The sequence below is a fragment of the Prosthecobacter sp. genome, assembly GCF_044226605.1.
GTDB lineage: Bacteria > Verrucomicrobiota > Verrucomicrobiia > Verrucomicrobiales > Verrucomicrobiaceae > Prosthecobacter.
In genome coordinates, this window is the sequence record NZ_JBGAGS010000006.1 from 372,611 (window position 1) to 399,029 (window position 26,419).

Annotated in this window: 21 protein-coding genes; 15 read left to right on the forward strand and 6 right to left on the reverse strand. The window is 60.4% G+C overall.

From position 1 onward, the window contains the following. A complete protein-coding gene (locus tag ACILSO_RS10500) occupies window positions 1-315 on the forward strand; it encodes a hypothetical protein (RefSeq protein ID WP_395737349.1) in 315 nt (104 codons plus the stop codon). A 454-nt stretch (window positions 316-769) separates the two neighbouring features. Here the strand turns inward: ACILSO_RS10500 and ACILSO_RS10505 are convergent, their stop codons facing one another. From ACILSO_RS10505 to ACILSO_RS10515, 3 genes are all read right to left on the reverse strand, one after another. After that, complete coding sequence (locus ACILSO_RS10505) at window positions 770-1,276, reverse strand: DUF2199 domain-containing protein (RefSeq protein WP_395737350.1); 507 nt, start codon at window positions 1,274-1,276, stop codon at window positions 770-772. A 14-nt stretch (window positions 1,277-1,290) separates the two neighbouring features. Beyond that, a complete protein-coding gene (locus ACILSO_RS10510) occupies window positions 1,291-2,604 on the reverse strand; it encodes a DUF1501 domain-containing protein (RefSeq protein ID WP_395737351.1) in 1,314 nt (437 codons plus the stop codon). 225 nt (window positions 2,605-2,829) lie between these two features. Further along, window positions 2,830-4,500 (reverse strand): DUF1549 domain-containing protein, encoded by a 1,671-nt coding sequence (locus tag ACILSO_RS10515; RefSeq protein WP_395737352.1) that lies wholly within the window; start codon window positions 4,498-4,500, stop codon window positions 2,830-2,832. Between the two features lie 389 nt (window positions 4,501-4,889). On the opposite strand from ACILSO_RS10515, the gene ACILSO_RS10520 reads away from it, so the two are divergent. Then, window positions 4,890-6,185, forward strand: coding sequence for a hypothetical protein (locus ACILSO_RS10520; protein ID WP_395737353.1), 1,296 nt, complete (start codon window positions 4,890-4,892; stop codon window positions 6,183-6,185). 377 nt (window positions 6,186-6,562) lie between these two features. Further along, window positions 6,563-7,333: a sulfite exporter TauE/SafE family protein gene (locus tag ACILSO_RS10525; protein WP_395737354.1), complete on the forward strand. Its 771-nt coding sequence runs from the start codon at window positions 6,563-6,565 to the stop codon at window positions 7,331-7,333. A 417-nt stretch (window positions 7,334-7,750) separates the two neighbouring features. On the opposite strand, the gene ACILSO_RS10530 is transcribed toward ACILSO_RS10525, so the two are convergent. Beyond that, window positions 7,751-8,047: a hypothetical protein gene (locus ACILSO_RS10530; RefSeq protein ID WP_395737355.1), complete on the reverse strand. Its 297-nt coding sequence runs from the start codon at window positions 8,045-8,047 to the stop codon at window positions 7,751-7,753. Window positions 8,048-8,180: 133 nt separating this feature from the next. On the opposite strand from ACILSO_RS10530, the gene ACILSO_RS10535 reads away from it, so the two are divergent. From ACILSO_RS10535 to ACILSO_RS10555, 5 genes are all read left to right on the forward strand, one after another. Then, complete coding sequence (locus ACILSO_RS10535) at window positions 8,181-10,976, forward strand: PVC-type heme-binding CxxCH protein (protein WP_395737356.1); 2,796 nt, start codon at window positions 8,181-8,183, stop codon at window positions 10,974-10,976. Then, window positions 10,973-11,182 carry a hypothetical protein gene (locus ACILSO_RS10540; protein ID WP_395737357.1) on the forward strand — a complete coding sequence of 70 codons (210 nt, stop codon included), beginning with the start codon at window positions 10,973-10,975 and terminating at the stop codon, window positions 11,180-11,182. The genes ACILSO_RS10535 and ACILSO_RS10540 overlap by 4 nt, the downstream gene beginning before the upstream one ends. A 79-nt stretch (window positions 11,183-11,261) precedes the next feature. Then, a complete protein-coding gene (gene galE, locus ACILSO_RS10545; RefSeq protein ID WP_395737358.1) occupies window positions 11,262-12,266 on the forward strand; it encodes a UDP-glucose 4-epimerase GalE in 1,005 nt (334 codons plus the stop codon). A gap of 244 nt (window positions 12,267-12,510) precedes the next feature. Further along, window positions 12,511-13,269 (forward strand): fibronectin type III domain-containing protein, encoded by a 759-nt coding sequence (locus ACILSO_RS10550; RefSeq protein WP_395737359.1) that lies wholly within the window; start codon window positions 12,511-12,513, stop codon window positions 13,267-13,269. Window positions 13,270-13,298: 29 nt separating this feature from the next. After that, window positions 13,299-13,634 (forward strand): hypothetical protein, encoded by a 336-nt coding sequence (locus ACILSO_RS10555; RefSeq protein ID WP_395737360.1) that lies wholly within the window; start codon window positions 13,299-13,301, stop codon window positions 13,632-13,634. Here the strand turns inward: ACILSO_RS10555 and recN are convergent. Beyond that, on the reverse strand, window positions 13,631-15,295 hold the full coding sequence (gene recN, locus ACILSO_RS10560) for a DNA repair protein RecN (RefSeq protein WP_395737361.1): 1,665 nt from the start codon (window positions 15,293-15,295) through the stop codon (window positions 13,631-13,633). The two genes, ACILSO_RS10555 and recN, sit on opposite strands and share 4 nt — an antisense overlap. A gap of 414 nt (window positions 15,296-15,709) precedes the next feature. Beyond that, a complete protein-coding gene (locus ACILSO_RS10565) occupies window positions 15,710-16,567 on the reverse strand; it encodes an AraC family transcriptional regulator (RefSeq protein ID WP_395737362.1) in 858 nt (285 codons plus the stop codon). A 133-nt stretch (window positions 16,568-16,700) separates the two neighbouring features. On the opposite strand from ACILSO_RS10565, the gene ACILSO_RS10570 reads away from it, so the two are divergent. From ACILSO_RS10570 to ACILSO_RS10600, 7 genes are all read left to right on the forward strand, one after another. After that, entirely contained in the window at window positions 16,701-17,612 is a 912-nt protein-coding gene (locus ACILSO_RS10570; protein ID WP_395737363.1) for a dihydrodipicolinate synthase family protein, read from the forward strand. Window positions 17,613-17,710: 98 nt separating this feature from the next. Beyond that, window positions 17,711-19,042, forward strand: a complete 1,332-nt coding sequence (locus ACILSO_RS10575) for an exo-alpha-sialidase (protein ID WP_395737364.1) — start codon at window positions 17,711-17,713, stop codon at window positions 19,040-19,042. 51 nt (window positions 19,043-19,093) lie between these two features. Beyond that, window positions 19,094-20,353: a hypothetical protein gene (locus tag ACILSO_RS10580; protein ID WP_395737365.1), complete on the forward strand. Its 1,260-nt coding sequence runs from the start codon at window positions 19,094-19,096 to the stop codon at window positions 20,351-20,353. Continuing rightward, window positions 20,350-21,501 (forward strand): exo-alpha-sialidase, encoded by a 1,152-nt coding sequence (locus ACILSO_RS10585; protein WP_395737366.1) that lies wholly within the window; start codon window positions 20,350-20,352, stop codon window positions 21,499-21,501. The genes ACILSO_RS10580 and ACILSO_RS10585 overlap by 4 nt, the downstream gene beginning before the upstream one ends. Window positions 21,502-21,700: 199 nt before the next feature. Next, entirely contained in the window at window positions 21,701-22,684 is a 984-nt protein-coding gene (locus ACILSO_RS10590) for an alpha/beta hydrolase fold domain-containing protein (RefSeq protein WP_395737367.1), read from the forward strand. A 286-nt stretch (window positions 22,685-22,970) separates the two neighbouring features. Beyond that, window positions 22,971-23,861 carry a hypothetical protein gene (locus ACILSO_RS10595; RefSeq protein ID WP_395737368.1) on the forward strand — a complete coding sequence of 297 codons (891 nt, stop codon included), beginning with the start codon at window positions 22,971-22,973 and terminating at the stop codon, window positions 23,859-23,861. 156 nt (window positions 23,862-24,017) lie between these two features. Next, window positions 24,018-26,228: an RICIN domain-containing protein gene (locus ACILSO_RS10600; RefSeq protein WP_395737369.1), complete on the forward strand. Its 2,211-nt coding sequence runs from the start codon at window positions 24,018-24,020 to the stop codon at window positions 26,226-26,228. Window positions 26,229-26,419 lie beyond the last annotated feature (191 nt).

A 26,419-nucleotide genomic window follows, 5' to 3' on the forward strand; every position in this document is an offset into this window, starting at 1 on the left:
ATGAACAACGAAACGACGACACTACAACTTCAGTTCGTCCGCGGCATCTGGCTTGGCGGCTTTGAGTCGCCATTCGGTATTATCGAGTTAGTCCTCGAAGGGACATCTGACGCACCGAATCCTGCTCAGCTTGCCGCAATCGAAGCATTTCTCCCCACAGCGGCCGCGACGATAAAACGATTGCGACGCAAACTATTGTTTGGGTTTTTACAGTGCCCAATCCGATTCGCCGTCAACAACCAGAACCGAGTTGCCGTTCAGTTTCGCAATCGCATCAATGGTTCTCAAGGTCGTTTACTTTTCGCCGATGAATGAAGCAATCAACCCTAGGAGGCAGCGAGCGGTGGCGACGGCCGACTGTCGAAGCTTCGTCAAGTGCGCTGGACTCTTATTTGTCGGTTTGAGAGAATTGTGAGCGTTGATCGACAGACAAGAGTGTCTGTCGTACTCCAATCCATCTGCGACACAGCAGGTTTCTATGCCGAGATTGTTCAATGTATCACTGGGGAGCAGCACGGTCTTCTGGCAGGGAGATCTGGACGAGGTGGGAGCGTGAGGGATCAGGATGATCGCTCTCCTGTCTGTTGCGCAGACGAGGGACGGCGGACGTGTGGCGAGTTTGATGCAGTTCGGAATTCTTATTCCGAGCAGCGCTCTATGCGGTATCGAAATACCTCGCTACACTCCCCCAAGTTCGCGCTCGAAGTAAAGGATGGGTTATGAACCCAACGAGAGAAATAATTCGGGAGTCTGGGGGCACTCAGGGCGATCATGCAGTCTGTGCCTGTTTTTCAAGAGCATGCATCATGCCCAAGAGAGTTTCCATGCGGATGCCGTTCCGCTGATGAACGGACAGCGGATGGTCAGTTTCCTCCAAGATGATTTTGGGGCGCTGACCGTTGTCCTGAAGATGCACCATGCATTTGAGATGCATCGTCTCAGGATAGACAGAGAGGCTGGAATTAAACCACCCGAAAAACGGCCCTATGTGAGAGCGCTGAGCGACTTCGTAGTGATCCTGCCAGATAAAAAAGTTTGTTTCGCTCAATGATGTCCATACACCCCAGGTGTATGTTTCGTCTGAACCGATGATCGGTATATCCAGGCACCCGCGAATGAAGAAGAAGCGGTCTGCTATGACGCATGAATCGGACGTGAGAAAGACGTCTGATTCAATCTTATCCGCAGGGACATCGTAATATTGGCTGGGGCGGTCGAAGCCCCAGGAGGGCAGTCCATCGTGGATCTCGTTGCAATGGGGGCATTTGAATTTCATCCAAACACGACGGGTCAGGCGTGGGCCTGGAGTTCCTGGACGGGTTCGCCTTTGCTGAGGGCCATGGGGCGGCCGACGGGGGTCATGACTTCTTTGGAGTAGTCGATGCCGAGGAGGTCGTGGACGGTGGCGTGGAGGTCTTCGACGAGGACGGGGCGTTCGGGGTCTTGTTTCTCGCCCTGGGGATCGGTGGAGCCGATGACGCGGCCGCCGGCGAATCCGCCGCCGGCGACGAGCATGCTGAAGCCGTGGGGCCAGTGGTCACGGCCGCCGACGCCGTTGATCTTGGGGGTGCGGCCGAACTCGCCGCCGCAGATGACGATGGTGCTTTCGAGGAGGCCCTGCTTTTTGAGGTCGCGAATGAGGGAGGCGTAGGCGGCGTCGAGGATTTTGACCTGGGTGGCCTGGCCTTCGAGGTTGTTGGCGTGGGTGTCCCAGCCGTTGAGGGTGACTTCGACGCAGCGGACGCCGGCCTGAATGAGGCGGGTGGCGGCGAAGCAGCCGCGGCCGAAGGGGGTGTCTCCATAGGCGGCGAGTTCGGCGGCGGGGGCGTCTTTGACGTTGAAGGCCTTCAATTGATCTGAGGACATCATGCTGCGGGCGCGCTGCATGGAGATCTGATGGAGGGTTTTGTTTTGATCGAGGTTGGGCTCGCGACCGCGGGCGAAGGTTTGCTCGACGATGGAGAGGCCCTGCATGCGCTGGTCGAGGCGTTTGTCATCGACACGGGCCTTGACGTCTGGGACGGGGGATTTGGGGTCGTACATCTGGAAGGCGTCGTACTGCGCGCCGAAGAAGCCGCCGCGGGCGGGCCATTGATTGGGGAGGATGGAGACGTGGGTGGGGATTTCGATTTTTGCCTGTGGTAGTTCGTGGCAGACAATGGCACCGATGCTGGGGTGGATGAGGGTGGGGTCGGGGCGGTAGCCGGTTTTGATGTTGTAGAAGGCGCGTTCGTGGTCGCCTTCTTTGCTGACCATGGAGCGGATGAGGGAGACGTCCGACATGACGCTGGCGGTTTGCTCGAGGCCGGCAGCGAAGCTGACACCTTTGATGGCGGTGGGGATGGTTTTGACGCCGCCGCCGATCTTGGTTTCGGGGTGGGGATCGAAGGTATCGAGCTGGGAGGCGGCGCCGCCGAGCCATAGAAGGATGAGGGAACGGGCGGGCTTGCCAGTGGGGGCGGCTTTTTCGGACTCGGCAGCGAGGATGTCGGCGAGGGGGGTGAGCCAGGAGAGGCCTGCGGCGGTGGTGCCAGCGCCGACGCCGCGGAGGAGGGAGCGGCGGTTGATGTGGGAGGGGTGGTGGCAGGCGTGAAGGGTGTGCATGGCGCGCGGGCGGGGTGGTTGGTTAGGTGCCGGAGAGGGATGGCCGAAAGAGGGAAAAGAAGGGAAAAATTGAGCGGATTTGGAGGAGGTGGGGATTCCGGAGCGGGCTACGATCCCGAACTACGTACTCATGAGAGGTGTATTCGGGCATTTTGGAGGAGTCGGGGGCGCTGGGGGCATCTCGCGAAGCGAGATGGGTACTGGTCCGGAGCGGATGCGCTGGGCCTAATGATTCCAGGAGAACTCGGTGGCGTTCATGAGGGTCCAGTAGAGATCGGACATGGCGTTGCTGCGGGAGTTGCGGCTTTTGGCGGTGGCGAGGAGGGTGGTGAAGTGGGCGGATTCGGCAGGGGTGGGACGGCGGGTGAAGATGGAGAGGTAGGCGGCTTCGACGGCGGTGGCATTGTCCGGGGCGAGCATGCCGATGCGGGTGCTGGCATTGACGAGGGGATTGTTGCCGGTGTTGTCGCTGATCATGTTTCCATTCATGAGGAGGAGGCGCTGGGGGATGGTGCCGCCGGCGTCTTCAAAGGTGTCCTCGCCGGAGTCGCCGTAGCGTTTGACGAAATTGGCGACGTCGATGCTGCGCTTGATGCGGAAGAGGACGTGGGTTTCGGCATCGATGGTGCTGAGGGAGGCGGCCTGGATGACGCTGCCGGCCATCTGCTCGGGGCGGAGGCGGGTGACGGGGAACGCGGCCCAGGCGTTTTCGGCGGCGGTGGTGACGGGATGCGAGGCATCGGCGGACTGGCTGGACATCTGGAAGACCTGGGTGCTGGTGATGACGCGGATGAGGCGCTGGAGGTCGTAACCGTGGGCGGTGAAGTCGGCGGCGAGGAGTTCGAGGCCGGGGGGAAAGGGGCCTTCGAGGGGGACTTCGTCCACGGGTGAGACCAAGGGGCGATTGAAGAGGAGGGCCCACATGCGGTTTACCATGGCGCGGGAGAAGGCTTTGTTTTCTTTGGCGGTGACCCAGGTGGCGAGCTTGGCGCGCGGGGTGCCTTTGGCGGGGAGGAGTTCGGGCTTCCAAGGGACTTGGGCGGAGACTTTTTCTTCTTCGGTCTGGCCGAGGTAGCGGACTTTGTAGGTGCGCTTGGGGTCATCGCGGAGGCCGTTGAGTGCGAAGTCTGCCTGGCCAAAGAAGGCGGCGAGCTGATGGAAATCGGTCTGCTTCCAGGTGCTGCCGAGTTTGCCATCATGGCATTGGACGCAGTCGATGCGGACGCCGAGGAAGGCGCGGCTGACTTTGGCGGCGAGTTTGACTTCGTCGGGGCCTTTGTTGTCCTGACGGGTGACGGTGACGAAGTTGACTTCGGGGTTGGTGGTCCAGACGCCGCGGGAGTCGATGAGGGAGCGGGCGATCTGGTCGTAGGGACGGTTTTGCTGAATGGAGTCGCTGAGCCAGTCCACGAGGCGGCGGCGGCGATACATGAGGAAGGGGCCGTTTTCGATGCCGACGTAGACGCGGGCGAGGCGCTCGGCGAGGTAGTCGCTGGTGCGGCGGTCTGCGAGGAGCTGGGAGAGCCACCACTGGGGGACGTCCGCGCCGCCTTTGATGGACTCGAGGGTGCGAAGCTCCTGCAAGGAAGGTATGCTGCCGGTGAGTGCGAGGGAGAGGCGGCGCATCAGGGTGAGGTCGTCGGCTTTGGCGACGGGTGCGAGGCCCTGCTGGGTCCAGGCTTTGGCGAAGTCGGCATCGACAGACTGGGCGGTGCTCTGGATGTCTGCGAGCTTTGCGGTGGCGAGTGTGACGGTGCTGCGCGGGACTTCAACGGGGGGCGTGAGGAGCTGGGCGATGCCCCAGAAGGCGGCGGCGGCGAGTGCGCCGAGGATAAGGGCATTGCGGAGCCAGAGCAGCAATCGGCCGGAGGAGGTGGGGGCGGGGGCGGAGTTCATGACGAGTGGCTGTGGGGGAGACTGCCTGGCTGGACTTGCTTTAACCAACTTAACACAGGAGGAGGCGGAGGGTTTGCAGTTGTTTGCGATTGTTTGCGATTGTTTGCGGGGGTTGAGAGGGGGTTGAGAGGGGGTGCGGAGGGAGGGGATGTGGCGGTGCTGGGGGGGGGCCGGAGGATTGACGATTGAAGAGCTATCGATTTTTGATTTTTGATTTCAGAGGGGCTGAGTACGGAGTGCTGTGAGGGGATGTTTTGGCGATGAAATGAAGAGGGGCCTTTGGGACGTCGCCGGTGGTCGGGTGATTTGCCAGAATTTCGCTGCTTGGTTTGTTTTTGTGGAAAGGCTGCAACTATCGATTCATTGCTGGCTTTTACTGGCTCTCCTGAATGTCTGAACCGCCACCACTGCCGAGTCTGATGCCGCCGCCTTTGCCTGTGATGGGGAAGGGAGAGCGGGGTGACTTTGAAACGGTGCGGAGTGGCGAGAACCGGCTGAAGGTGGAAGCGCCCTACGTGCCTTCGACTGCGGATGGCGCCGGGTTGATTGGGCCGCCTCCACTGAAGATGGATGAGAGCACGGGGGAGAAGAAAGGTTTTCTGCAGAAGATGGCGTCAGGGATGGACTGGCTGTTTGGGTTTGCGGCGCTGCTGGTGCTGGTGGCGGGGTGCTCGGTGGTGCCAGTGCTGAATTTTCTGAGCCTGGGGTATCTGCTGCATGTGAGCGGGACGATCGCGCGGACGGGACGGTTTCGTGATGGGTTCGTGGGGGTGCGGAAGGCGAGCGTGCTGGGGAGCATCGCGGTAGGGATGTGGCTGGTGGTGTGGCCTGCGAGGCTGATCTCGAAGACTTGGAAGGATGCAGAACTGATCGCGCCTGGCAGCGGGATTGCGAAGGCGTGGCATGCGGGGCTGGTGGTGGTGATCGTGATAACGCTGGCGCATGTGCTGTGGGCCTGTGTGCGGGGCGGAAAGCTGAGGCATTTTTTGTGGCCGCAACCACTGCGCTTTGTGCGCTGGCTGCGGGCGCCGCAGAAGTTTGGGAATCTGCAGAGCGGGGTGACGGACTATGTGGTGAGCCTGCGGCTGCCGTTTTATTTCTGGCTGGGGCTGCGGGGCTTTGTGGGGGCGCTGGCGTGGCTGATCGTGCCGGTGGGGATTTTGCTGGCGGCGACGCGGCTGCCTGTGGGGGGCTCGGTGCTGCTGTCTTTGTTTGGCGGGCTGCTGCTGCTGCTGGTGGCGATTCATCTGCCGTTTCTGCAGGCGCGCTTTGCGCAGACGGACCGATTTGGGGCGCTGTTCGAACTGGGGGAGGTGCGGCGGCTGTTTGTGCGGGCGCCGCTGGCGTTTTGGTTTTCGCTCCTGATTACGCTGCTGTTTGCGGTGCCGCTGTATCTGCTGAAGATTGAACTGACACCGCGGGAGCTGGCGTGGCTGCCGAGCCTGCTGTTTGTGATCTTCATTTTTCCGGCGCGGGTGCTGACGGGCTGGGCGATGAGCCGGGCGACGCGGCGTGAGGCGCCGAGGCACTGGTTTCCACGATGGGTGGCTCGCCTGGGGATCGTGCCGGTGGCGCTGGCGTACACGCTGGTGGTGTATTTTACGCCGTATCTGTCATGGAACGGGGCGTGGAGTCTGCTGGAGCAGCATGCGTTTCTGGTGCCGGCGCCGCTGATGGCGCTGTGAGGGGCGAAGGGGAGTTTGCGGTGGGTGGCTATGGTTTGCTGTGGTTTGCAGTTGTTGTCCTGAGTTCCAGAGGGGGGATGGCCGCAAAGAAACGCAGGAGGCGCAAAAAGGAGGGAGAAGGAGTAGTACGGGGGGGGAGTGAAAACTGGGAACTGAAAATGGGTCGGAGGCAGATCGCGGGAGGTTGGGTTATGGGAAGAGCGAGGCTTCGGCTTCGGGATTGCGCGGAGCGATAGGGAGTGGCGGAGCACCGCTCAGAGGACTGAGCGGACTACTATGCTGGCGCTGGTCGCAACGGAGTGTGGAGGCTGCGGAGATGGAAGGCTCAGAAGAGAATGATTTGACTATCGAGATTCCGACCCAATGGCTTTTCAATAATGATGAACTGGCTTACTGAACATACGCTGCTGCCTGCTGATGGGTGGCTGCTGGTGCTGGCGGGGATTGGGGCGATGTGCATCGGGATGTCGAAGGCGGGGCTGGCGGGAACTTCGACGCTGAATGTGGTGCTGATGGCGCGGATCTTTGGCGCGAAGGAGTCGGTGGGGGTGATTTTGCCGATGCTGATCGCGGCGGATTTCATGGGCTACATCATCAACCGCAAGGGAGGGAGCTGGAGGCGCATTGTGCCGATGGTGCCGCCGGCGATCGCGGGGGTGGTGGTGGGGTGGTTTCTGCTGGGCAAGTTTGACAACACAGTGGCGCGGGTGGTGATCGGGTGGACGATCATCGTGCTGCTGGTTTTCAACTGGGTGCTGAACAAGCGGAGGCAGGATTTTGTGAAGCTGACCGAGCACCAAGTTTTTACCTGGACGATGGGATTTCTGGCGGGGGTGGTGACGATGCTGGCAAATGCGGCGGGACCGGTGATGACGGTGTATCTTTTGGCGCAGCACCTGGAGAAGAAGGAGCACCTGGGGGTGTTCAGCCGGTTCTTTTTGTTTATCAATCTTTTCAAGGTGCCGTTCAGCGCGGATCTGGGGATCATCAATCCGAGGTCGCTGATGACGAATGTGGCGCTGATGCCGTGGGTGGTGCTGGGGGTGCTGCTGGGGTGGTGGATTCTGAAGCGACTGCCGCAGAAGGTGTTTGAGAATGTGCTGTTCTGGCTGACGGCGTTTGCGGCGGTGTGGCTGATACGGGGGTGAGGGGCGGAGGGGGGAGCTGACGGTGGTTTACGATTGTTGACGGTGGTTTACGATTGTTGACGGTGGTTGACAGTTGTTGGCCGGAAGGTGGTGGGTGTGGAGAGGGTGGTGGGGCGAATGGGGGCGGTGAGGGGACTGAAAACTGGGAACTGAAAAATGGGCATTGTAAATTGGCCGGAGGCGGGGCGAGGCAGCGCCGGGGGATGGGTGATGGAGCATGCTGAGGCGCAAGCGTGGGGCGGAGAGCGGATAGCAGACGCTGCTGGTGGACGGTGGGTGCGGCGATGTGATGGGTTTGCTTCACCGGATTCTGTGTGGGTGAACCCAGGGCTTGCTCGTTCCTCGCGGCGCCCTGGGCTGAGTCCGGCGCCCCTTTGGGGCTGAGAGGTGTTTGAGATTTACGCCGCGTTTTAAGGATCACTTTTTTGACCATCGTTTCAGTGCCATCAGCGTGCCCACGGAGAGGGCAGGCGACAACAAGAGCAGGGCGATTGCCCCCGCGGCATCGCTGCCGAGCATGGTGGGCAGGAAGGGAACGACCACCAGCACGGGCAAGGCCATGACGAGGGCTGTGAGGGCGAACCCTTTGGCAAGCGAGCGCCACCCGGGCAATGCAAGCAACACGACAGAAGCCAAGGCCAAAGGAACCGACAGCAGATGCGCTTTACCGAGCAACATCATGAGCTGAGAGGGCGCATGGGCAAGTAATTGCATTTCCGGATCGACAGCGTGTGAATGGGGGGCGGGTGAGGCTGGGGCCATACAGATAGTGGCTGCCACATTTGCCGCATTAATAATTTGTGGAGGGTCTTGTCAGGGGAGGAGTCCGCAATAGGCTTTGGGTTCCATGAAGCCTGTCTTGTTTGCCCTGCTTGTTACGTCCTTTGTTTCTGCTGCTGATTTTCCGGCGCTGTATAACAGTGAGCCGGGGAATCCGACGCCGATGGCGGCGGGGGATGCGCTGAAGGCGCTGCATTTGCCGGAGGGGTTTAAGGCGACGCTGTTTGCGGCGGAGCCGGAGGTGCAGAATCCAATCGGGATGAGCTGGGATGCGAAGGGGCGGATGTGGGTGGCGGAGAATTATACGTATGCGGAGAGGTCGAAGCGGTTTGAGCTGGGGCTGAAGGACCGGGTGATTATTCTCGAAGACAAGGACTGGGATGGGGTGGCGGAGACGCGGAAGGTTTTCACTGAGGATGTGCAGATGCTGACGAGTGTGGAAGTCGGACGTGGCGGTGTGTGGCTGATGTGTCCGCCGCAGGTGTTGTTTATCCCGGACCGCAACGGGGATGATGTGCCGGATGGTGAGCCGGAGGTGGTGCTGGATGGGTTTACGGTGGCGAGGGACAACTACCATAACTTTGCCAACGGGCTGCGCTTTGGACCTGATGGCTGGCTGTATGGGCGCTGCGGGCACTCGTGCCCGGGGAGGCTGGGGGTGCCGGGAACGCCGGAGGAGAAGCGGGTGCCGATGAAGGGGGGGATCTGGCGGTTTCATCCCGAGAAGAAAATCGTGGAGGTGCTGACGCATGGGACGACGAATCCGTGGGGGCATGACTGGGATGCGAACGGGGAGATGTTTTTCATCAACACGGTGACGGGGCATCTGTGGCACCTGATGCACGGGGCGCACCTGATGGACTCGAGCAAGGAGAACCCCTTTGTGTATGAGAAGCTGGATACCATTGCGGATCATTATCACTATGACCGGAGCGGAAGCTGGACGGCTTCGCGAGATGGGAAGGCGAACAACCTGGGGGGCGGACATGCGCACATCGGGATGATGATTTATCAGGCGGAGCAGTGGCCGGAGAAATATCGGGGCAAGCTTTTCACGCTGAACATGCATGGACGGCGGGCGAACGTGGAGAGGCTGGAGCGGAACGGGAGCGGGTATGTGGGCAGGCATGAGCCGGATGTGTTTCTGAGTGATGATCCGTGGTTCCGGGGGATCGAGATCAGCACGGGGCCGGATGGGAGCGGGTTTATTTTGGACTGGAGCGACACGGGTGAGTGCCATGAGTCCACGGGGGTGCACCGGACGAGCGGGAGGATTTTCCGGGTGAGCTATGGCGAGGCGAAGAAGGCGGAGGTGCCGTTTGCGTGGAGGAAGGCCTGGCCGAAGGGGGATCTGAAATCCGCGGATGAGCATGGGCGTGCGCTGGCGATCCGGGAGCTGACGCAGTTCTCGCCGCTGGATGCGATCTACGGGCCGATGGCGGGTGCGGTGTATCCGGAGCTGGGATTTGATGCGGTGAAGATGGCGCAAGAGGACAAGTCGAGCTTTGTAAGGCTGACGCTGGCCAGCACGCTGCAACGCATGCCGGTGAGCAAGCGGGCGGAGCTGGGTGCGGCGCTGCTGGCGCATGCGGAGGATGCGAATGATGCCTTCCTGCCTTATCTGGTATGGTATGGTATTTCGCCGCTGGCGAAGGAGGACCCGATGGCGCTGGTGAAGCTGGCGAAGGATTGCACGTGGCCGAAGACGCTGAAGTGGATGGTGCGCAGCCTGGCGTCCAAGCCGGAGGCGCTGAATGCGGTGCTGGCGCAGGCGAAGGCGGAGCAGAGCGGGGTGATCCTGGAAGGGATGGCGGAGGCGTTCAAGGGGATCCGCAAGGTGGTGAAGCCGGAGAGCTGGGATGGGTTTGTGGCGAAGGCTTCGAAGGGTGCGGAGTCGGAGACCACCAAGGAGATGATTCAGGAGCTGAGCGTTTTGTTTGGGGATGGGAAAGCGCTGGATGATGTGAAGAAGATCGCGCTGGATGAAAAGGCGGATGTGGGGGCGCGGGAGGCGGCGCTGCAGACGCTGATCGAGAACAAGCCGGATGATCTGCGGGAGATCTGCACGAAGCTGCTGGATGTGCGACTGCTGAACATTGTGGCGGTGCGCGGGCTGGCGCTGTTCAATGATCCGGAGATCGGGGAGAAGCTGGCGGGGAGTTATCGGAAGTTTGGGGTGACGGAGCGGCCGGCGGTGATTGACACACTGGTTTCCAGGCCGGCGTTTGCGAAGGCGCTGCTGAAGGACATGAAGGCCAACAAGATCCCGAGGGCGGATTTGACGGCGTTTCATGCACGGCAGATTGCGGCATTCAAAGATGAGGCACTGAGCAAGGAGCTGGTGGAGGCGTGGGGTGAGCTGCGCGAGTCCGCGGCGGACAAGAAGGAACTCATGGAGAAAGTGAAAAAGCAGCTGACGCCGGCGGTGCTGGCGAAGGCGAACCTGAGCCAGGGGCGAATGCTCTTCACGGCGATCTGCGGCTCGTGCCACACGATGTATGGGCAGGGAGGAAAGATCGGGCCGGACCTCACGGGCTCGGGACGGGCGAATCTGGACTACCTGCTGGAGAATATTGCGGACCCGAGCGGGGTGGTGAGCGCGGACTTCCGCATGAGCCTGCTGACACACAAGGACGGGCGGGTGCTGAGCGGGGTGGTGACGGAGTCGAACGAGCGGACGATCACGCTGCGGACGATGACGGAGACGATGACGCTGGATAAAGCGGACATCGTGAAGCAGGAGACGTCTCCGCTTTCCATGATGCCGGAGGGGCTGCTGCTGGCGTTCGGGCCGGACCAGGTGAGAGATCTGATTGCCTACCTGATGCATCCGGTGCAGGTTCCGCTGCCCAAAGCGCCATGAGCAACTCCGCCCCCAACCGCAAATTTCAGTTTGGCCATGGCTGGCTGCTGTTCTTTGGGATGGTGGCGCTGCTGCTGTTCAGCAAGAACAGCCGGGTGGTGGTGAAGACGATGATGGAGCGGGTGAAGGAGCAGACGACACGGATGAACACGGCGTACGAGGGACTGAAATCGACCCTAGCCAAGCAGCAGCAGGGAGAGAAATGACCGGCAGGGGCCTTTTACTCAGGGAATTTTAAGACAATCTTTGTTTGGCAGCGGCGGTTTCGACTGCTGTATTTCTGGAATGTCACAAGGAACACTTCTCATCACCGGCGGCGCAGGATACATCGGCTCACACACGGTTCGGCATCTGCTGGAGCAGAACGAAAAGGTGGTGGTGCTGGACAACCTTGTCTTCGGACATCGTGAAGCCCTGCCGATGGACCGGGTGACCTTTGTGGAAGGTGAGATGGCGGATGCGGAACTGGTGGAAAAGCTTTTCACCGAGCACAAGCCGGAGGCGGTGCTGCATTTTGCGGCTTTTGCGTATGTGGGAGAGTCGGTGACGGACCCGCTGAAGTATTACCGGAACAATCTGGCGGCGCCGCTGACGCTGCTGGAAACGATGCAGCGGCATGGCTGCAAGCGATTCATTTTTTCCTCCACCTGCGCGAGCTATGGGGACCCGGTGCGGATCCCGATCGACGAGTCACACCCCCAGGCGCCCGTGAACCCCTATGGGGCGAGCAAATGGATGCTGGAACGCGTGCTGCGGGACTGCGGAAATGCCTGGGGGCTGAAGTCCGTGTTTCTGCGCTACTTCAATGCGAGCGGGTGCCACCCGAGCGGAGAAATCGGTGAAGATCACAATCCGGAGACGCATCTCATTCCGCGGATCCTGATGGCCGCGACGGGTGAGGCCGAAAGCATCACGGTTTTTGGCACCGACTATCCGACCCCAGATGGCACGTGCATTCGTGACTACATTCACGTGTGTGATCTCGCTTCAGCCCATGCGCAGGCACTGAATTACCTGCGCAAGGGTGGGGAAACGATCGCGGTGAATCTGGGAACCGGCCGTGGGTTCAGCGTGAAGGAAATCATCTCCACGGCGGAGGCTGTAACAGGGAAGAAGATCCCGGTCAACTATGGCCCGCGACGGGCGGGCGACCCTTCCGAGCTGGTGGCAGAGCCTAAACTAGCTAAGGAAATTCTTCATTGGGAAGCTGTGCACACCAACCCCCGGGACCACATTGAATCGGCCTGGAGATGGATGAATGGGGAGCGGCGCGGACGTTATTCGGCATGATCTTTCCGTAGGAGAACGCGGCTCTTTCGAGTCCACGTTCGAGTTGTGCGAATCCTCTGAAAATGCCCTTTACAAGCCCCAGCGTACTAAATAAATGCTTTACCAAAAAACGTGAAAACGCCGTGCATGGTGTTCATTGACTCGTCCGCCTAGGCGATGAAGAATGTCGCCTGCGGGCTCTGGTTTGAACGCTCTTCACTTAAGATTGTCACACCATAGCCACAGTTGGTTTTTTACAGCGTTCATGAGCGTTTCCAGCCATTGGGTTATTTGCGTTATTGCGTTCCTATGCAACACGCTGACCTATGCTGTGGAACTGGTGGGACAGCCGCAGGCGACGGCCACGGCAAGCAGCGCCTCCATCCAATGGCGGACGGATGTGGAGTGCGGTACGCGGCTGCAATATGGCCTGAGCCCAGCGGTGCTGGATCGGAAAGCTGAGGGAGCCGTGAGCCGGGAGCATAGGATTCAGCTGGATGGGCTGACTCCAGGGACCCTCTATTACTTCAGTGTAGGGAGCGCGCGCGCTCGACTGGGCGAGGGGACTTTCACTACAACGGGCGCGGCGGCGGCGGCAGCCGGGCCGCAACCTTCGCTGATCCGGCGGATGCTGAACGTCATCACGCCAGACAAGAAATCGGCGGGAGCCGCTACGGTGGGCAAGCAGGCCCCGCCCGCGAGGGAGACCTGGGCTCATCTTGACTCGCTGCAGGATCATTTCGAACGCCACGGGCGAGATTTCTCCAGCCGGTCCCCGGATGACTATGCGGCGAAGGCCTGGCTCTTTTTGCAGAGGGCGCTGGCAGAAAGCCTGCCCATGAAGCTGGACGATACAGACAGAACACTGCGCATCTTCGATCCCAAGACAGGAGCGTTCGCCGCGTACACCGGGGCGGGCAAGACGAAGACATTCTTTAAGCCCGACAGTCCCACCTACTGGCAGCGGCAGCCTGGCCGCGGGGTGAAGCCTGCTGAAATATCCATTACCTCCCGCCAACCGTAATGAATCGAAAATCTTGCAACAAACCAACCATGAAACTGACCTCTAATTTCTGCCCCGTATGCGGGTATGACAAGCTGGCTGAACCGCCACGGAACCGCACCGGCGGGGCCTCGATGGAAATCTGCGCGTGCTGCGGATTCCAGTTTGGCGTGACCGATGATGATAAAGGAATCACCATAGACGACTACCGCCAAAAGTGGATCGCCGACGGCATGCCATGGACCAGCACCGCAAAGAAAGCGCCGAAAGGCTGGAACCCGCAGACACAGCTGGGATCGCTGGCATTGCGTGCCACGCTCAGCCGTGTGAAGGGCCGCCCGCCGCGCATGAGCCTGGGCGACCCGCATCTGATCGAGCATAACTAAGCCGCCGCATTTTTGAGGAGGCTGAGCGCATGAACACGCGCGCTCTCGGCGCTACCGCCGAGCATGCGTGCGAGTTCATCGACGCGCTGCGTGGCGCTGACTTCCTGAATCTGGGAGCGGGTGGTGTTTCCGGTGATCTCCTTGGTGACGACGAAGTGGCTCCTGGCCAAGGAAGCGACCTGCGGGAAGTGGGTGATGGCGATGACCTGATGGGTGGCGCCGAGGGCGGCCATTTTGCGGCCTACGGCTTCGGCGATGTTGCCGCCGACATTGGCGTCGATTTCGTCGAAGACGAGGAGGGGGACGGCGTCTTGTTTGGCGAGGGCACTCTTGACGGCGAGGAGGACGCGGGACATTTCGCCACTGGAGGCGGTGAGGCGGAGGGGCTTGGAGGGTTCGCCGGGATTGGGGGCGAAATGGAAGTCCACTTCCTCAAGGCCATGGTTTCCGGGTGAAGGAAGGACGGCGAGCTGGGCTTCGAAGACGCTGCGCTTGAAGCCGAGATCAGTGAGATGGGTGGCGACTTCCTTGGCGAGCTTTGGGGCAGCGTCGGCGCGCTTTTTGGAGATTTGTTTGCCGAGCTTGAGAACATCCGCCTCGCGGTCTTTGACGAGCTTCTGGAGGCGGGCGATTTCCTCGCCGCGGTTTTCCATCTTGGCTAGCTTGCGCTCGGTTTCGGCGAGGAACTCCAAAATTTCGGCGATGGTGCGGCCGTATTTGCGCTTGAGGGTCTGGATGGTGTGGATGCGGCTTTCGAGCTTGTCGAGTTCCGCGCCGTCGATTTCGAGATCGTCGGCGTAGTCCTGCACGCTGCTTTCGAGTTCGGTGAGCTCGATCTGGGCGGACTTGAAGCCTTCGAACAGGGAGGCGGTGGAGGGGTCGATTTTTTCGAGTTCGTGGATGCTGCGGCTGAGCTCGCGGAGGCCATCGATGATGCTCCCCTCCCCTTCGCTGAGGCGGCTGGTGATGCTGCCGCAGAGTTCGGCGAGGCGCGCGCCATTGGCGGCGATGCGGTGGCGGGATTCGATTTCCTCCTCTTCGCCCGGCTTGAGGTGGGCGGCGGCGATTTCGTTGGCCTGGAACTTGAGCATGTCGATCTGCTGGCTGCTGGCGCGCTCGGAGTTTTCGAGGTCATCGAGCTCGGTGACGGCGGCGCGCCAGAGCTTCCAGGCTTCCTGGTATTTGGCGAGGGGGTCTTCGGTGCCGGCGTATTTGTCGAGCATTTCGAGCTGGCGGTCCTTGGAATTGAGGGACTGGTGGTCGTGGGGGCCGTGGAGATCGACGAGGAATTCGCCGAGGCTTTTGAGGACCTGGATGGTGACGGGGGAGCAATTGACGAACTGCTTGTTGGCACCGGAGGCGCTGATGGTGCGCTTGATGAGAAGCTCACCGTCCTGGCAGGGGTCGAGTCCGGCGTCTTCAAGGACCGAGTCGATGGCGCGGGTGTCTTTGAGATGGAAGCCGGCCTCGACGGTGCAGGCGTCCTGGCCATTGCGGATGAGGGCGCGGTCGGCACGCTCGCCGAGGATGAGTTTGAGAGCGCCGACGATGATGGATTTGCCGGCACCGGTCTCGCCCGTGACGCCGATGAGACCGGCGGCCAAGTCCCAGGTCACGTCTTCAACGAGGGCGAGATTGCGGATTTTGAGGAAGGAAAGCATGGGGTGGGAGATGGTGGGCAAACGAACATGTACCATGCTTGGAGCATTTCAACTGGGAGGAGGCAGATGATTTACAACACAAAGTTTTGGGAGGCTGCGGAGCACCGGAACTTGAGGCGGGTGGATTGTGGAACGGAGGGTAACTGGAGGAGTTTATTGGGAGCTGTTTGCACGAAGAAAGCTCCCAGATTCCGGCTAAAGCCGGTACTACAATACCTGCGCTGGCTGGTGTCGAATTTGGGACGATGAGGGGCTTCCAGAACGGGCTGCTGCGAAGCCGCGGAGCGAACCCCGAACTACGTACACAGAGGAGCTGTGAAGATTTGGAAGAACGCAGATGACATCGACAAGTGAATGGGAGAGCGATGGGACGTTCGCAGAGCGGCATCGGAGTGCCGCGCTCCCAGGCTTGAGTCAGGAGCGGGGGGATCTGCCGCTCCAGGCTTTGAAGGCGCGGGAGAAGTGGGCGGCGGATTTGTAGCCGAGTTCGGCGGCGACGGCTTTGACGAGGGCCTCCGGGTGGCGGAGTTTGATGGCGGCCTGGGAGAGTTTTAGGCGGGTGAGGCAGGCGAGCGGGGTCTCGGTATCGTAGCGCTGGAAGAGGCGGGTGAAGTAGGCGGCGGAGACGTGGCAGGCTTTGGCGGCCTGCTCGATGCTGGTGAGGACGGGGTAATTGCGGAGGAGATGCCCCCGACAACGGAGGTAGGTGGCGTGGGCGGGGTCGATCTTGGTGGTGGCTGGCTGGCGTGAGTCGGCACAGAGGACGAGGGCGTGGTCGAGCGCAGCGCAGGCGGCGCGCAGGCCGAAGCGACCGCCACGCAGGGCGTGGTCGATGACTTCCTCCAGCAGTGAGACGACGCGAGAGGCGTCCATCACCCGCAGGACGGTGCCGGGCGGGAGGTCAAGATCGCGCATCAGCTCGGCGGCGCGGAGGCCGGTGAAATTGAAGAAGTATTTCACCATGGGCTCCTCGGCGGAACTGCGTATGACCTGAGGTGTGGTGGAGTCGAAGACAAAAGCATGGCCGGCTTCGATGGGGTGAGTTTGATCCGCGAGGGTGACGGTGCCGTTTCCTTTGGAGACAAACTCGAAGGCGAGGAAGGGAAAGGACTGACGATCCACGATGAAGTCGGGCGCGCACCACTCGCAGCCGCCTCCCACGAGGCAGAGGGTGGAGGCATTGTGCTGGCGCTGCTCCCATTCGGGCAGGAAGAAGCGGCGGGTGCGGACGACTTGGGTGGAGAAGTAGTCTGCCTGGTCGGTGGCTGGCATGGTTTGGCAAAGGGATCAACGGCACAGATGAGGCTGAATCTTGCGATGGAGGGTCAAGAATCGTCATTTGAGCGGCAAACATTGGCCGCACTGCCGGGTTGCTATTTGGAGAGCGCCGAAGTCAGTGGTGGGTATGTCCCAACCACTCTCTGGAATTATTCCGCCTCTTGTCACTCCGCTGCGTGATCGCGATTTGCTCGACTGCGAAGGGCTGGAGCGGCTGATCGAGCATTTGATCGGCGGCGGGGTGTCGGGTTTGTTTGTGCTGGGGACGACGGGAGAGGGACCGAGCCTGAGCTATCGGCTGCGGCGGGAACTGATCGAGCGGACGTGCAAGCAGACGGCGGGGCGTGTGCCGGTGCTGGTGGGGATCACTGACACGTCCTTTACGGAGAGTGTGAATCTGGCGAGGCATAGCGCGGAAGCGGGTGCGACGCATGTGGTGACGGCACCGCCGTATTACTTCCCTGCGGCGCCGCCGGAGATGCTGGAGTACATCCAGGATCTGGTGGCGGAGATGCCGCTGCCGATGTTTCTCTACAACATGCCGGGGCTGACGAAGGTGAGCTTTGAGATCGACCTGGTGAAGCGTGCGCTGGAGATGCCGGGAGTGTGCGGGGTAAAGGACAGCTCGTGTGACATGATCTACTTTCATCGTTTGATGGAAGTGGCGAAGCAGCGTGCGGACTGGAGCGTGCTGGTGGGGCCGGAGGAGCTGACGGCGGAGGCGGTGCTGCTAGGCGGGCATGGGGGGATCAACGGGGGGGCGAATCTGCACCCGAAACTTTATGTGGAGATGTATCAGGCGGCAGCGGCGCAGGATCTGCAACGGACGCGGGAACTGCATGCGCAGGTGATGCGGCTGGCGGGGAGCATTTACACGGTGGGCAGGCACAAGTCTGCGATCATCAAGGGGATCAAGTGCGGGCTTTCGCTGCTGGGAATTTGTGAGGACCACATGGCAGAGCCGTTTCACCGGTTTCGTGAGGCGGAGCGGGCAATCATTCGGGAGAGGCTGGTGGGGCTGGGGTTGATCAAGAACTGAATGATGGCCTACGGAATACACGGAATACACGGAAGCCGGAATGTTTGAGCGGCGTTGTTTAATCTGAGCTTTGTTTTTTGAACTCTTCTTTTTTACTTATGAAATCTGTTTCGCTGATTTGTTTTGTGACTGTCTTGATGTCTGTGTGCGGTGTATGTGCGCAGCAGATTGCAGGTGGGTATGGTGCGGTGTCTTCGGGTGACAAGGAGGTGAAGGCGGCGGCGGAGTTTGCGGTGAAGGCGAAGGATGCGAAGCTGGTGCTGCAGAGCATCGAGAGTGCTGAGAGGCAGGTGGTGGCGGGGATGAACTACAAGATGGTGCTGCATGTGACGGAGGGTGCGACGGCGCAGAAGGCGGCGGTGGTGGTGTGGCAGAAGATCGACAACAGCCGGGAGCTGACCTCATGGGAATGGGTGAAGCCAAAGGATGCGCAGACGGGGATTTTGAAGTCGGAGTATATTTATAACACGGGGCCTTATCCTTCGATCCATGCGACGACGATCGTGGAAACGCCGACGGGGATGGTGACGGCGTGGTTTGGCGGCACGGCGGAGAGGAATCCGGATGTGTGCATCTGGGTGTCGCGACTGGTGGACGGGAAGTGGACGGAGAGCGTGGAAGTGGCCAATGGGGTGCAGGCGGATGGGAAGCGGCACCCGACGTGGAACCCAGTGCTGTTTCAGCCGAAGGGTGCGCCGCTGATGCTGTTTTATAAGGTGGGGCCTTCGCCGAGCACGTGGTGGGGTGAGCTGAAAACTTCGACGGACGGCGGCAAGACGTGGTCTGCGGCACAGAAGCTGCCGGAGGGGATCTTTGGGCCGATCAAGAACAAGCCGGTGCAGCTGCCCAATGGTGACATTCTGTGCCCGACGAGCAATGAGACGAACAAGAGCCCGAGCGCGTGGGCGATCTATTTTGAGCGGACGAGCGACCTGGGCAAGACGTGGCAGCGGACGGAGCTGCTGCATGACGGGCTGAAGGTGAGCGCGATCCAGCCGAGCATTCTTTTCCTGGGTGGTGACAAGCTGGAGGCGGTGGGGCGCACACGGCAGGGGAAAGTGTTTCGAATTGAGTCTGCGGATGCGGGAAAAACGTGGGGTGAGATTTCACTGACGGAGCTGCCGAATCCGAACTCGGGGACGGATGCGGTGACGCTGAAGGACGGGCGGCATCTGCTGATCTATAATCACACGGCGAAGGGACGCAGTCCGCTGAATCTGGCGCTGAGCAAGGATGGGAAGGTGTGGGAGGCGGCGCTGGTGCTGGAGGATGAGCCGAAGAAGGAGTTCAGCTATCCGGCGATCATTCAGACGAGCGACGGACTGGTGCACATCACCTACACATGGAAGCGGCAGAAGGTGAAGCACGTGGTGGTGGATCCGGAGAAGCTGGTGCTGAAGCCGATGGCGGGCGGGGAGTGGCCTAAGTGAGAATGAGGAAACCAGTATGAGGAATGACGACTGAGGTTTTTGGCAGTGCGCATGTTTTCACGAGTCTTTATCTTGTTCGTCATTGGGGCGGTGTTCTCGGGGCCGTTGGTGGCCGATGATGCCGGGGTGGATGGACGGATAGGGCAGGCGTGGGAGGTGGTGTGGGGGAGGTTTTATCTGCCGGAGGTGAACACGTTTGGGGATTACCTGAGCAGTTATGAAAAGGGCAAGGAGCAGGCGCATCTGCCGACGGCGGAGGAGGTGAAGAGGCAGTATCCGAATCCGTGTGGGTACAGCACGGGGATGGAGGATGGGGCGATTTTGGGCGGGGCGATGCTGAGTGTGCTGTGTGACCGGTTTGCGGTGACGAAGGAGGAGGCGCTGCGCGAGAAGGCGGCGAGTGTGTTTGCAGGGCTGAAGCTGTGCGCGACGGTGCATGGGGTGCGGGGCTTTGTGGCGCGCAATGTGTGCCGGGAGGATGCGAAGAGTGTGTACATCAATTCTTCGCGGGATCAGGTGACGCACTTTGTGCATGGGCTGTGGCAGTATTACCGGAGTCCGCTGGCGGATGAGGGGACGAAGAAGGAGATCCGCGGGGTGGTGGCGGATGTGGCGGAGCGAATGATCGCCTTTGTGACGCCGGAGAATGATTTTGATTTCTGCCGCGCGGATGGGACTCGCTGCCCGCTGGGGATCTGCCGGATGTGGAATGTGCAGGCGCATGAGGCGGCGCGGCTGCCGATGATCTATGCGGCGGCTTGGGATGCGACGCGTGAGGAGCGCTACCGTGAAGCATGGCGGCGCTATGCGGCGGAGGCGATCGCGCAGTCGGCGAGCCCGGGTGAGAACAAGCCGGCGTATGCGCTGCTGCAGATGCAATGCTCGCTGGAGGTGCTGCATGAGCTGGAGCCGGATGCGGCGCTGAAGGCAACGATCCATGAGCGGATGAGGCATGTGCGGGACCTGGCGGCGAAGCGTTTTGGCAGCGTGGTGCAGCAGATTTCCAAGAAGAGCGCGGAGGAAATGCGGATGGTGGGACCGGACTGGCGGCATGTGCCGGTGTGGAAGAACCAGAAGGGATACCCGAATCCGCAGTGGGGGCCGTACCGGGAGGTGTGGCACCTGACACGTGAGGCGGGGGAGTCGGCGATGGTGATGCTGATGAGTGATCCGGACGCGGTTTCACCGGAACAGCGGAATGCTTTGGGGAAGATGATCCGGGACTTTGACTACATGCACAATTCCAGCTGTGGCATCATCTACCATCTAGCGGCCTACTGGAAGGCGCGGCGTCATCACTTGCTTCCATGAGAACTTTTTTATTCATCTCGGTTGTGTTTGGAATCTCCTCGGGTTTTGCCGCCGATGCGAAACTTGAGATCGCTGGTGAAAAAGCGAAGGCGAATGCGCCGAAGCTGAAGCCGGCGACTGCGGAGAATGTGATCGTGTACAAGGAGCCGGGGCGATATGGCGGCTGGCCGGCGAATCATGGGTTGTGGCAGTGGGGAGATGAGATCGTGGCGGGGTTCACCGCGACGTGGTACAAGCAGACGACGACGGATCACCGGATCGACCGGACGAAGCCGAGCTATGAGATCCAGGCGCGGAGTGTGGACGGCGGAAAGACGTGGAAGACGGAGGAGGATGTGCCTTTCAAAGATCCGAAGAATGAGGCGAAGCCGGTGGCACTCACGACGCAGCTGGATTTCACGGCGGCGGATTTTGCGCTGATGTTTCGCTTTGGCAGCCTGCATGCGGGGCCTTCGTGGTTTTACACGACGGTGGACCGCTGCAAGACGTGGCAGGGACCGTATTCGTTTGCGGTGGAGGGTGTGGAGCGGATCTGCACACGGACGGATTTGATCGTGCTGGGGAAGCATGACTGCCTGATGTTTGGGAGCTGCGCGAAGAAGAGCGATGGGAAAGAGGGGCGCGTTTTTTGTGCGCGGACGACGGATGGTGGAATGAACTGGAAGCTGGTATCGCTGATCGGGCCGGAGCCGGTGGAGGGCGGGTATGCGATCATGCCTTCGTCGCTGCGGTTGAAGGATGGGACGATTTTGACGATGATCCGGAGATCGGATCCGAAGGTGTCGGGGTTTATCGAGGCGTGGCGCAGTGCGGACCTGGGGAAGACGTGGACGTTTGCGGGCAATGCGGTGACGAAGATCGGGGGGAATCCGCCGGCGCTGGTGCAACTGCAGGATGGGCGCGTGGCGGTGACGTATGGATTTCGGCACAAGCCTTCGGGAATGCGCGCGTGCCTGAGCGCGGATGGCGGGGTGACGTGGGGGCCGGAGATCGTGCTGCGGGAGGATGGGTTTGACGGGGATCTGGGATATCCGCGGAGTATTGTGCGGCCGGATGGGAGGGTGCTGACGATTTACTATTTTAATGGGCCGAAGGAGGATGACCGGGCGATTGAGGGGACGTTTTGGAGGGCGCCGGTGGGAGAATGAGGGAGGTTTGCAGTTGTTTGCGATGGTTTGCAGTCGTTGATGGGAAGCTGTGGCGAGGAATGGGCGGTGAAAGGCATGGTGGGGGCTGAAGCCGCACTCGGAGAGTGCGGACCACTACGCGAGGGGGGCTCGCGGAGAGGGAGGGAGATTTGGTGGGTTTTGAGCTAGGAAGGGCGGTGGGGAGCGTTTGAGGTAGCGCATGAAATCTTGTTTTATCTTTCGGTTCTCTTTGATCGTGGGCGTGGCTTTGATGGCTGGGGGCGAAGTCTTTGCGCAGGCGAAAACGGCGCAGCTGCCGCCAGGGATCAAGATGGAGAAGGACATCGCATACATCGCGGATGGGGATGAGGCGCAGAGGCTGGACTTGTATCTGCCGGAGAAGGCGGCGGAGAAGCCACTGCCGCTGATTGTGCACATTCATGGCGGTGGATGGATGGGCGGGAGCAAGTTCCCCTGCCCTGTGGCGCTGATGGTGCTGAGAGGCTATGCGGTGGCGAGTGTGGAGTATCGCTTCAGCCAAAAAGCAAAATTTCCGGCGCAGATCCAGGACTGCCAGGCGGCGCTGCGCTGGCTGCGGGCGCATGCGAAGCAGTACAACTTCGACACCGAGCATGTGGGTGCGGTGGGCGGATCCGCGGGCGGGCATCTGTCCGCACTGGTGGGAACAGCGGGCGGGAAGAAAGCATTCCCAATGATCGGCGGGAATGAGGAGATGTCTGATCGCGTGCAGGCAGTGTGCGACATCTTTGGGCCGACGGATTTTAGCACGGTGGTGCAGCAGGCAGCAGAAGACAAAAACGTGAAGAACATCTTCGAGTTTAACACGCCGAAGGATCCGTACTCGGAGCTGATCGGAACAAAGCTGGATGATAAGGCGAAAGCGGATGCGGTGAGCCCGGTGCATTATGTGAGCAAGGACAATCCTCCGATTTTGATTCTGCACGGGACGCATGACACGCTAGTGCCGTATGCGCAAAGCGAGGAATTTGCGGCGGTGCTGAAGGAAAAGGGCGTGGAGGTGTGGCTGCAAAAGCTGCCGGGCTCGGGGCATGGCAACGGAGGCTTTGGCAAACCGGGAATCATCAAACTGATGCAGGACTTCTTTGACAAGCATCTGCAGGGGAAAGATGTGAAGATCGAACTGGTGCCCGAAGCGGAGGTGGCGGTGGAGCCGAAGAAGTGAAGGTAGAGCGGGAGGGCTTGTGTTTGAAGGAGGAGCGGTAACGCCGCCTCTTTTTCGCAAGAGTCTTGAACCCGCGCCCTTGAAAGCGGGGCTTTTCTTTAGCTTTGATGCGATGGCTTGTGGGATAAGACTGGCCGACGCTGCGAAGCGTGGAGGGACCAGGATGGTCCCACTCCGCCGGAAACGGTGCTACGGAGCAGTGCCGGGGTGGCATGGTGTGGTCTAGACTTGAGGAGATGTCTTGCAAGGTGGGATGAGTGCGTGATTGAATGGAGGGATGAAAATCATGCGCCTTGCCGTTGTTGTTCTTGGGCTGACCGTGGCTGCGGCCATCGCTGAAGATGCGAAGAAGACGGTTTATGACAAAAAAGTGCCGTTAAAGGTGCTCTCTTATGAGGAGCAGGCGAGGCTGCTGGGGAAGAGGCTGGAGGGCGGCCTGGGGGATTCATTCGGGGCGTTTGCGAACATGTTCATGGTACGGAGCCAGATGGACCTCAGGGTCTGCGTTGGCCTGAAGGGGATGAGCAAGGAGATCACCGAGGCGGAGCTGCAGCCAGTGTTTCCTGAATTTTACAAACCGACGCTGAAAGAGCTGATGGACACTATCGCGCTGCAGACATTCTCCGCCTGGAGCTACCGGAAAGAGGACCAGTATGCGAACTCGAGCAAGGCTGAGACAACCGAGAATGATCATCTGGTGATTTTTTCATTCACATCCGTCGTGGCGGAGGCGAAACCAACGAAACCGTACAACGTGGAGCTGGCAAAGGGGTGGCAGGCGGAGGACCGGGGCCACTGGCAGGCATGCAGACCGAAGACGTTTCCGGTGGGCATGGACATCTATGAGATGGGGGCATACTCGACAGCGAAAAAGGAGGATGAGGCGGCGCTGTTTGAGAAAGTGCGCAAGGAGGTAGCGCTGGAGTGGGCGAAGCGGGTGAAGCAGGATGCCAGCGCGGACGACCTGAAACCTGCGAAGGTGGGCGAGTTTGAAGCGCTGCATTTTGAGGCGATGATCCCTGCGCGGACGGGCGGGGATGTTCACTGGAGGCACTGGGTCTTCATGGTGGAGAACAAGTGCTACTTCATCGTGAGCACGATCTTCCCGAAGATGGAAAAGGAGCTGCTTCCTGATGTCGAAAAGATGCTGGGGAGCTTCAAGGTGGCGAAGAAGTGATGACGCACTGCGCCAGCGCACAAACACGGCCTGGTAATGCACAGTGCGTGCACGCTGGCTGATGCGTCAGCCATGAGAGGGGTGCAGATTAACGATATTAGAGGGAATGAACGCGTGAGGATTTGCGTTTCATTTTCTCTTCCCCCCCCTTCTCTCATGATTTCTCACGTTGCTCTCCGCCGCTGCCTACTGGCCGCCACTTTTGGATTTGCCACCCAGCTTCCCGCCGAAGACTGGGGGGCGTATGTGATCGTGCCGGTGAGTGCACCGGCGATGGTGCTGGAGGCGGTGGATGGGGGGACGGCAGAGGGAACGAAGGTTTCGATTGGGAATCCGGCGGGGAAGGCGGAGCAGAAGTGGGTGATCGTGGACAAGGGCAACGGTTTTTATGCGATCAGGCCTTCATACAGCACGACGCTGACGCTGGCGGCGGACAAGGGTGGAGTGAAGAATGGCACGGGAATCGTGCTGGAGACAGACAGCGGGAAGGACTGGCAGATGTGGAAGATTCAGAAGAATGAGTCGGGCTCGTACTCGATCATTCCGAAGCATGCGCCGACGCAGGGGATCGATGATCTGGGCGGCAAGAAGGAGCCGGGATCGAAGATTGATCTGTGGCAGCACAATGCGAATGACCAGCATCTGCAGTGGCAGATCAAGCCGCTGGCGGGGACGGCTATCGCGGGTGCTGCGGCAGAGGCGGCGGCTGCGCCGACGTATGTGCCGGTGGCGATCAAGCCGGAGGAGATTCTGCCGGGGACGATCAAGCAGACGCAGTTTAACCAGAGCAAGGTTTTCCCGGGGACGGTGCGGGATGTGACGGTGTTCATCCCGGCGCAGTATGATGGGAGCAAGCCGGCGTGTGTGTATGTGAAGACGGATGGCTATAATGCGCGGGAGAAGGCTTTCATGGAGACGCTGATCGCTACGAAGGAGATGCCGGTGACGATTGGTGTGTTTGTGAAACCTGGGACGCTGCCTGCGGCGATGAAGGGGACGATGGACCGGCGGAATCGCGACCTGGAGTATGATGGCGTGGGCGATGAGAATGTGCGCTTTCTGCACGATGAGCTGCTGCCGTTTGTGGCGAAGGAGTTTGATTTGAAGATGTCCACGGATGGGAATGACCGGTGCATTTCGGGTGGGAGCAGCGGGGGGATCGCGGCCTTCACGGCGGCGTGGCACAGGCCTGATGCCTTCAGCCGGGTGTATGCGGCGAGCGGGAGCTGGGTGGCGTTCCGTGGCGGGCATGAGTTTCCGACAATGGTGCGGAAGTTTGAAGCGAAGCCAATCCGCGCGTACCTGACGACGGCGACGCATGACATGGAGAACTGCGCGGGGGACTGGTATCTGCTGGACCTGGAGATGGACAAGGCGCTGAAGTTCTCAGGCTATGACTATCAGTTCCGCAGCATCGAGGGACGGCATGTGGCGGGCTATGGAGAGAACTACTTGGAGGCGATGGCGTTTCTGTGGAAGGACTGGCCAGAGCGTGTGAAGGCGGGGCCGAGTGCGCCGCGGGCGCAGGAGGTGATCGTGCCTAACGAGGGATGGGAGCTACTGGCGGAGGGCTTCAAGAGCACGCGCGGGCCTTCGTGCAATGAGAAGGGAGAGGTGTACTTTGCGGATACTTCAAACAACAAGATTCATCGCATTGAGCTGGATGGGAAGGTGAGCGAATTTGCAAAGGATGTGAATGCGCACTGCGTGAGCGTGGGCGCGGATGGGAAGGTGTACGCGATCTCGGAGAAGTCGGGGAAGCTGATGGCTTTTGATGCAACGGGCGCGGGCAGCGTGGTGATGGAGGACATCCTGGGGCATTCGATTCTGGCGATGCCGACGGGGGCGCTGTATGTGACGACGAATGGCGACAAGCCGAAGGAAGAGGGAACGGTGTGGCTGATCAAGGATGGGAAGAAGACGCAGGTGGATAAGGGGATCAAGTTTGCGACGGGGATGGCGTATCGGCCGGACCAGTGGCTGCTGTCCGTGGCGGAGGGGCACTCGAAGTGGGCGTACAGCTATCAGATTGATGAGGATGGGATGCTCAAGAACAAGGAGCGCTTTTTCCACCTGCATGTGGCGGACTGGGATGATGATGCGGGGCCGGAGTGCCTGTGCTACTCGATCGAGGGACGGCAGTTCATCGCGACGAAGAGCGGGGTGCAGATCAGCGCGGATGACGGGCCGACTCAAATTATTCTGCCGGTGCCGGATCGGAGCCGGGTGACGGCGGTGGCGATTGGCGGGAAGGACAAGGATACGTTGTATGCGTTTTGCATGAACAAGATCTGGAAGCGGAAGATTTTGCAGCATGCGATGGGGGCGTGGAGTCCGTGGACGAAGATGAACGGCACGAAGCTGTAGGGTGCGGAGTAGAGGCAGTTCTTCCTCTCCGGAAACAGAAAGGGAGGAAGAGTATGAGTAAGAGGAGGAGGAAGAAGTTGGCGCACCAAAAAGGGCTGAGGAACGTGCGGCGGAGGCTGGGGACCAGCCTCCCTACCTGGCTGCGATGGAAGAAAAAAGAATGAGGGGGCTTGCTAAGGTTTGTGGGGGCT

Bases quoted from the DNA above. Each gene is read 5' to 3' on its own strand.
- ACILSO_RS10595 (WP_395737368.1), top strand. From the start codon at position 22,971: ATGCGCCTTGCCGTTGTTGTTCTTGGGCTGACCGTGGCTGCGGCCATC.
- galE (WP_395737358.1), top strand. From the start codon at position 11,262: ATGTCACAAGGAACACTTCTCATCACCGGCGGCGCAGGATACATCGGC.
- ACILSO_RS10500 (WP_395737349.1), top strand. From the start codon at position 1: ATGAACAACGAAACGACGACACTACAACTTCAGTTCGTCCGCGGCATC.
- ACILSO_RS10580 (WP_395737365.1), top strand. From the start codon at position 19,094: ATGTTTTCACGAGTCTTTATCTTGTTCGTCATTGGGGCGGTGTTCTCG.
- ACILSO_RS10540 (WP_395737357.1), top strand. From the start codon at position 10,973: ATGAGCAACTCCGCCCCCAACCGCAAATTTCAGTTTGGCCATGGCTGG.
- ACILSO_RS10565 (WP_395737362.1), bottom strand. From the start codon at position 16,567: ATGCCAGCCACCGACCAGGCAGACTACTTCTCCACCCAAGTCGTCCGC.
- ACILSO_RS10510 (WP_395737351.1), bottom strand. From the start codon at position 2,604: ATGCACACCCTTCACGCCTGCCACCACCCCTCCCACATCAACCGCCGC.
- ACILSO_RS10570 (WP_395737363.1), top strand. From the start codon at position 16,701: ATGTCCCAACCACTCTCTGGAATTATTCCGCCTCTTGTCACTCCGCTG.
- ACILSO_RS10535 (WP_395737356.1), top strand. From the start codon at position 8,181: ATGAAGCCTGTCTTGTTTGCCCTGCTTGTTACGTCCTTTGTTTCTGCT.
- ACILSO_RS10530 (WP_395737355.1), bottom strand. From the start codon at position 8,047: ATGCAATTACTTGCCCATGCGCCCTCTCAGCTCATGATGTTGCTCGGT.
- recN (WP_395737361.1), bottom strand. From the start codon at position 15,295: ATGCTTTCCTTCCTCAAAATCCGCAATCTCGCCCTCGTTGAAGACGTG.
- ACILSO_RS10525 (WP_395737354.1), top strand. From the start codon at position 6,563: ATGATGAACTGGCTTACTGAACATACGCTGCTGCCTGCTGATGGGTGG.
- ACILSO_RS10505 (WP_395737350.1), bottom strand. From the start codon at position 1,276: ATGAAATTCAAATGCCCCCATTGCAACGAGATCCACGATGGACTGCCC.
- ACILSO_RS10590 (WP_395737367.1), top strand. From the start codon at position 21,701: ATGAAATCTTGTTTTATCTTTCGGTTCTCTTTGATCGTGGGCGTGGCT.
- ACILSO_RS10515 (WP_395737352.1), bottom strand. From the start codon at position 4,500: ATGAACTCCGCCCCCGCCCCCACCTCCTCCGGCCGATTGCTGCTCTGG.
- ACILSO_RS10555 (WP_395737360.1), top strand. From the start codon at position 13,299: ATGAAACTGACCTCTAATTTCTGCCCCGTATGCGGGTATGACAAGCTG.
- ACILSO_RS10550 (WP_395737359.1), top strand. From the start codon at position 12,511: ATGAGCGTTTCCAGCCATTGGGTTATTTGCGTTATTGCGTTCCTATGC.
- ACILSO_RS10600 (WP_395737369.1), top strand. From the start codon at position 24,018: ATGATTTCTCACGTTGCTCTCCGCCGCTGCCTACTGGCCGCCACTTTT.
- ACILSO_RS10520 (WP_395737353.1), top strand. From the start codon at position 4,890: ATGTCTGAACCGCCACCACTGCCGAGTCTGATGCCGCCGCCTTTGCCT.
- ACILSO_RS10585 (WP_395737366.1), top strand. From the start codon at position 20,350: ATGAGAACTTTTTTATTCATCTCGGTTGTGTTTGGAATCTCCTCGGGT.
- ACILSO_RS10575 (WP_395737364.1), top strand. From the start codon at position 17,711: ATGAAATCTGTTTCGCTGATTTGTTTTGTGACTGTCTTGATGTCTGTG.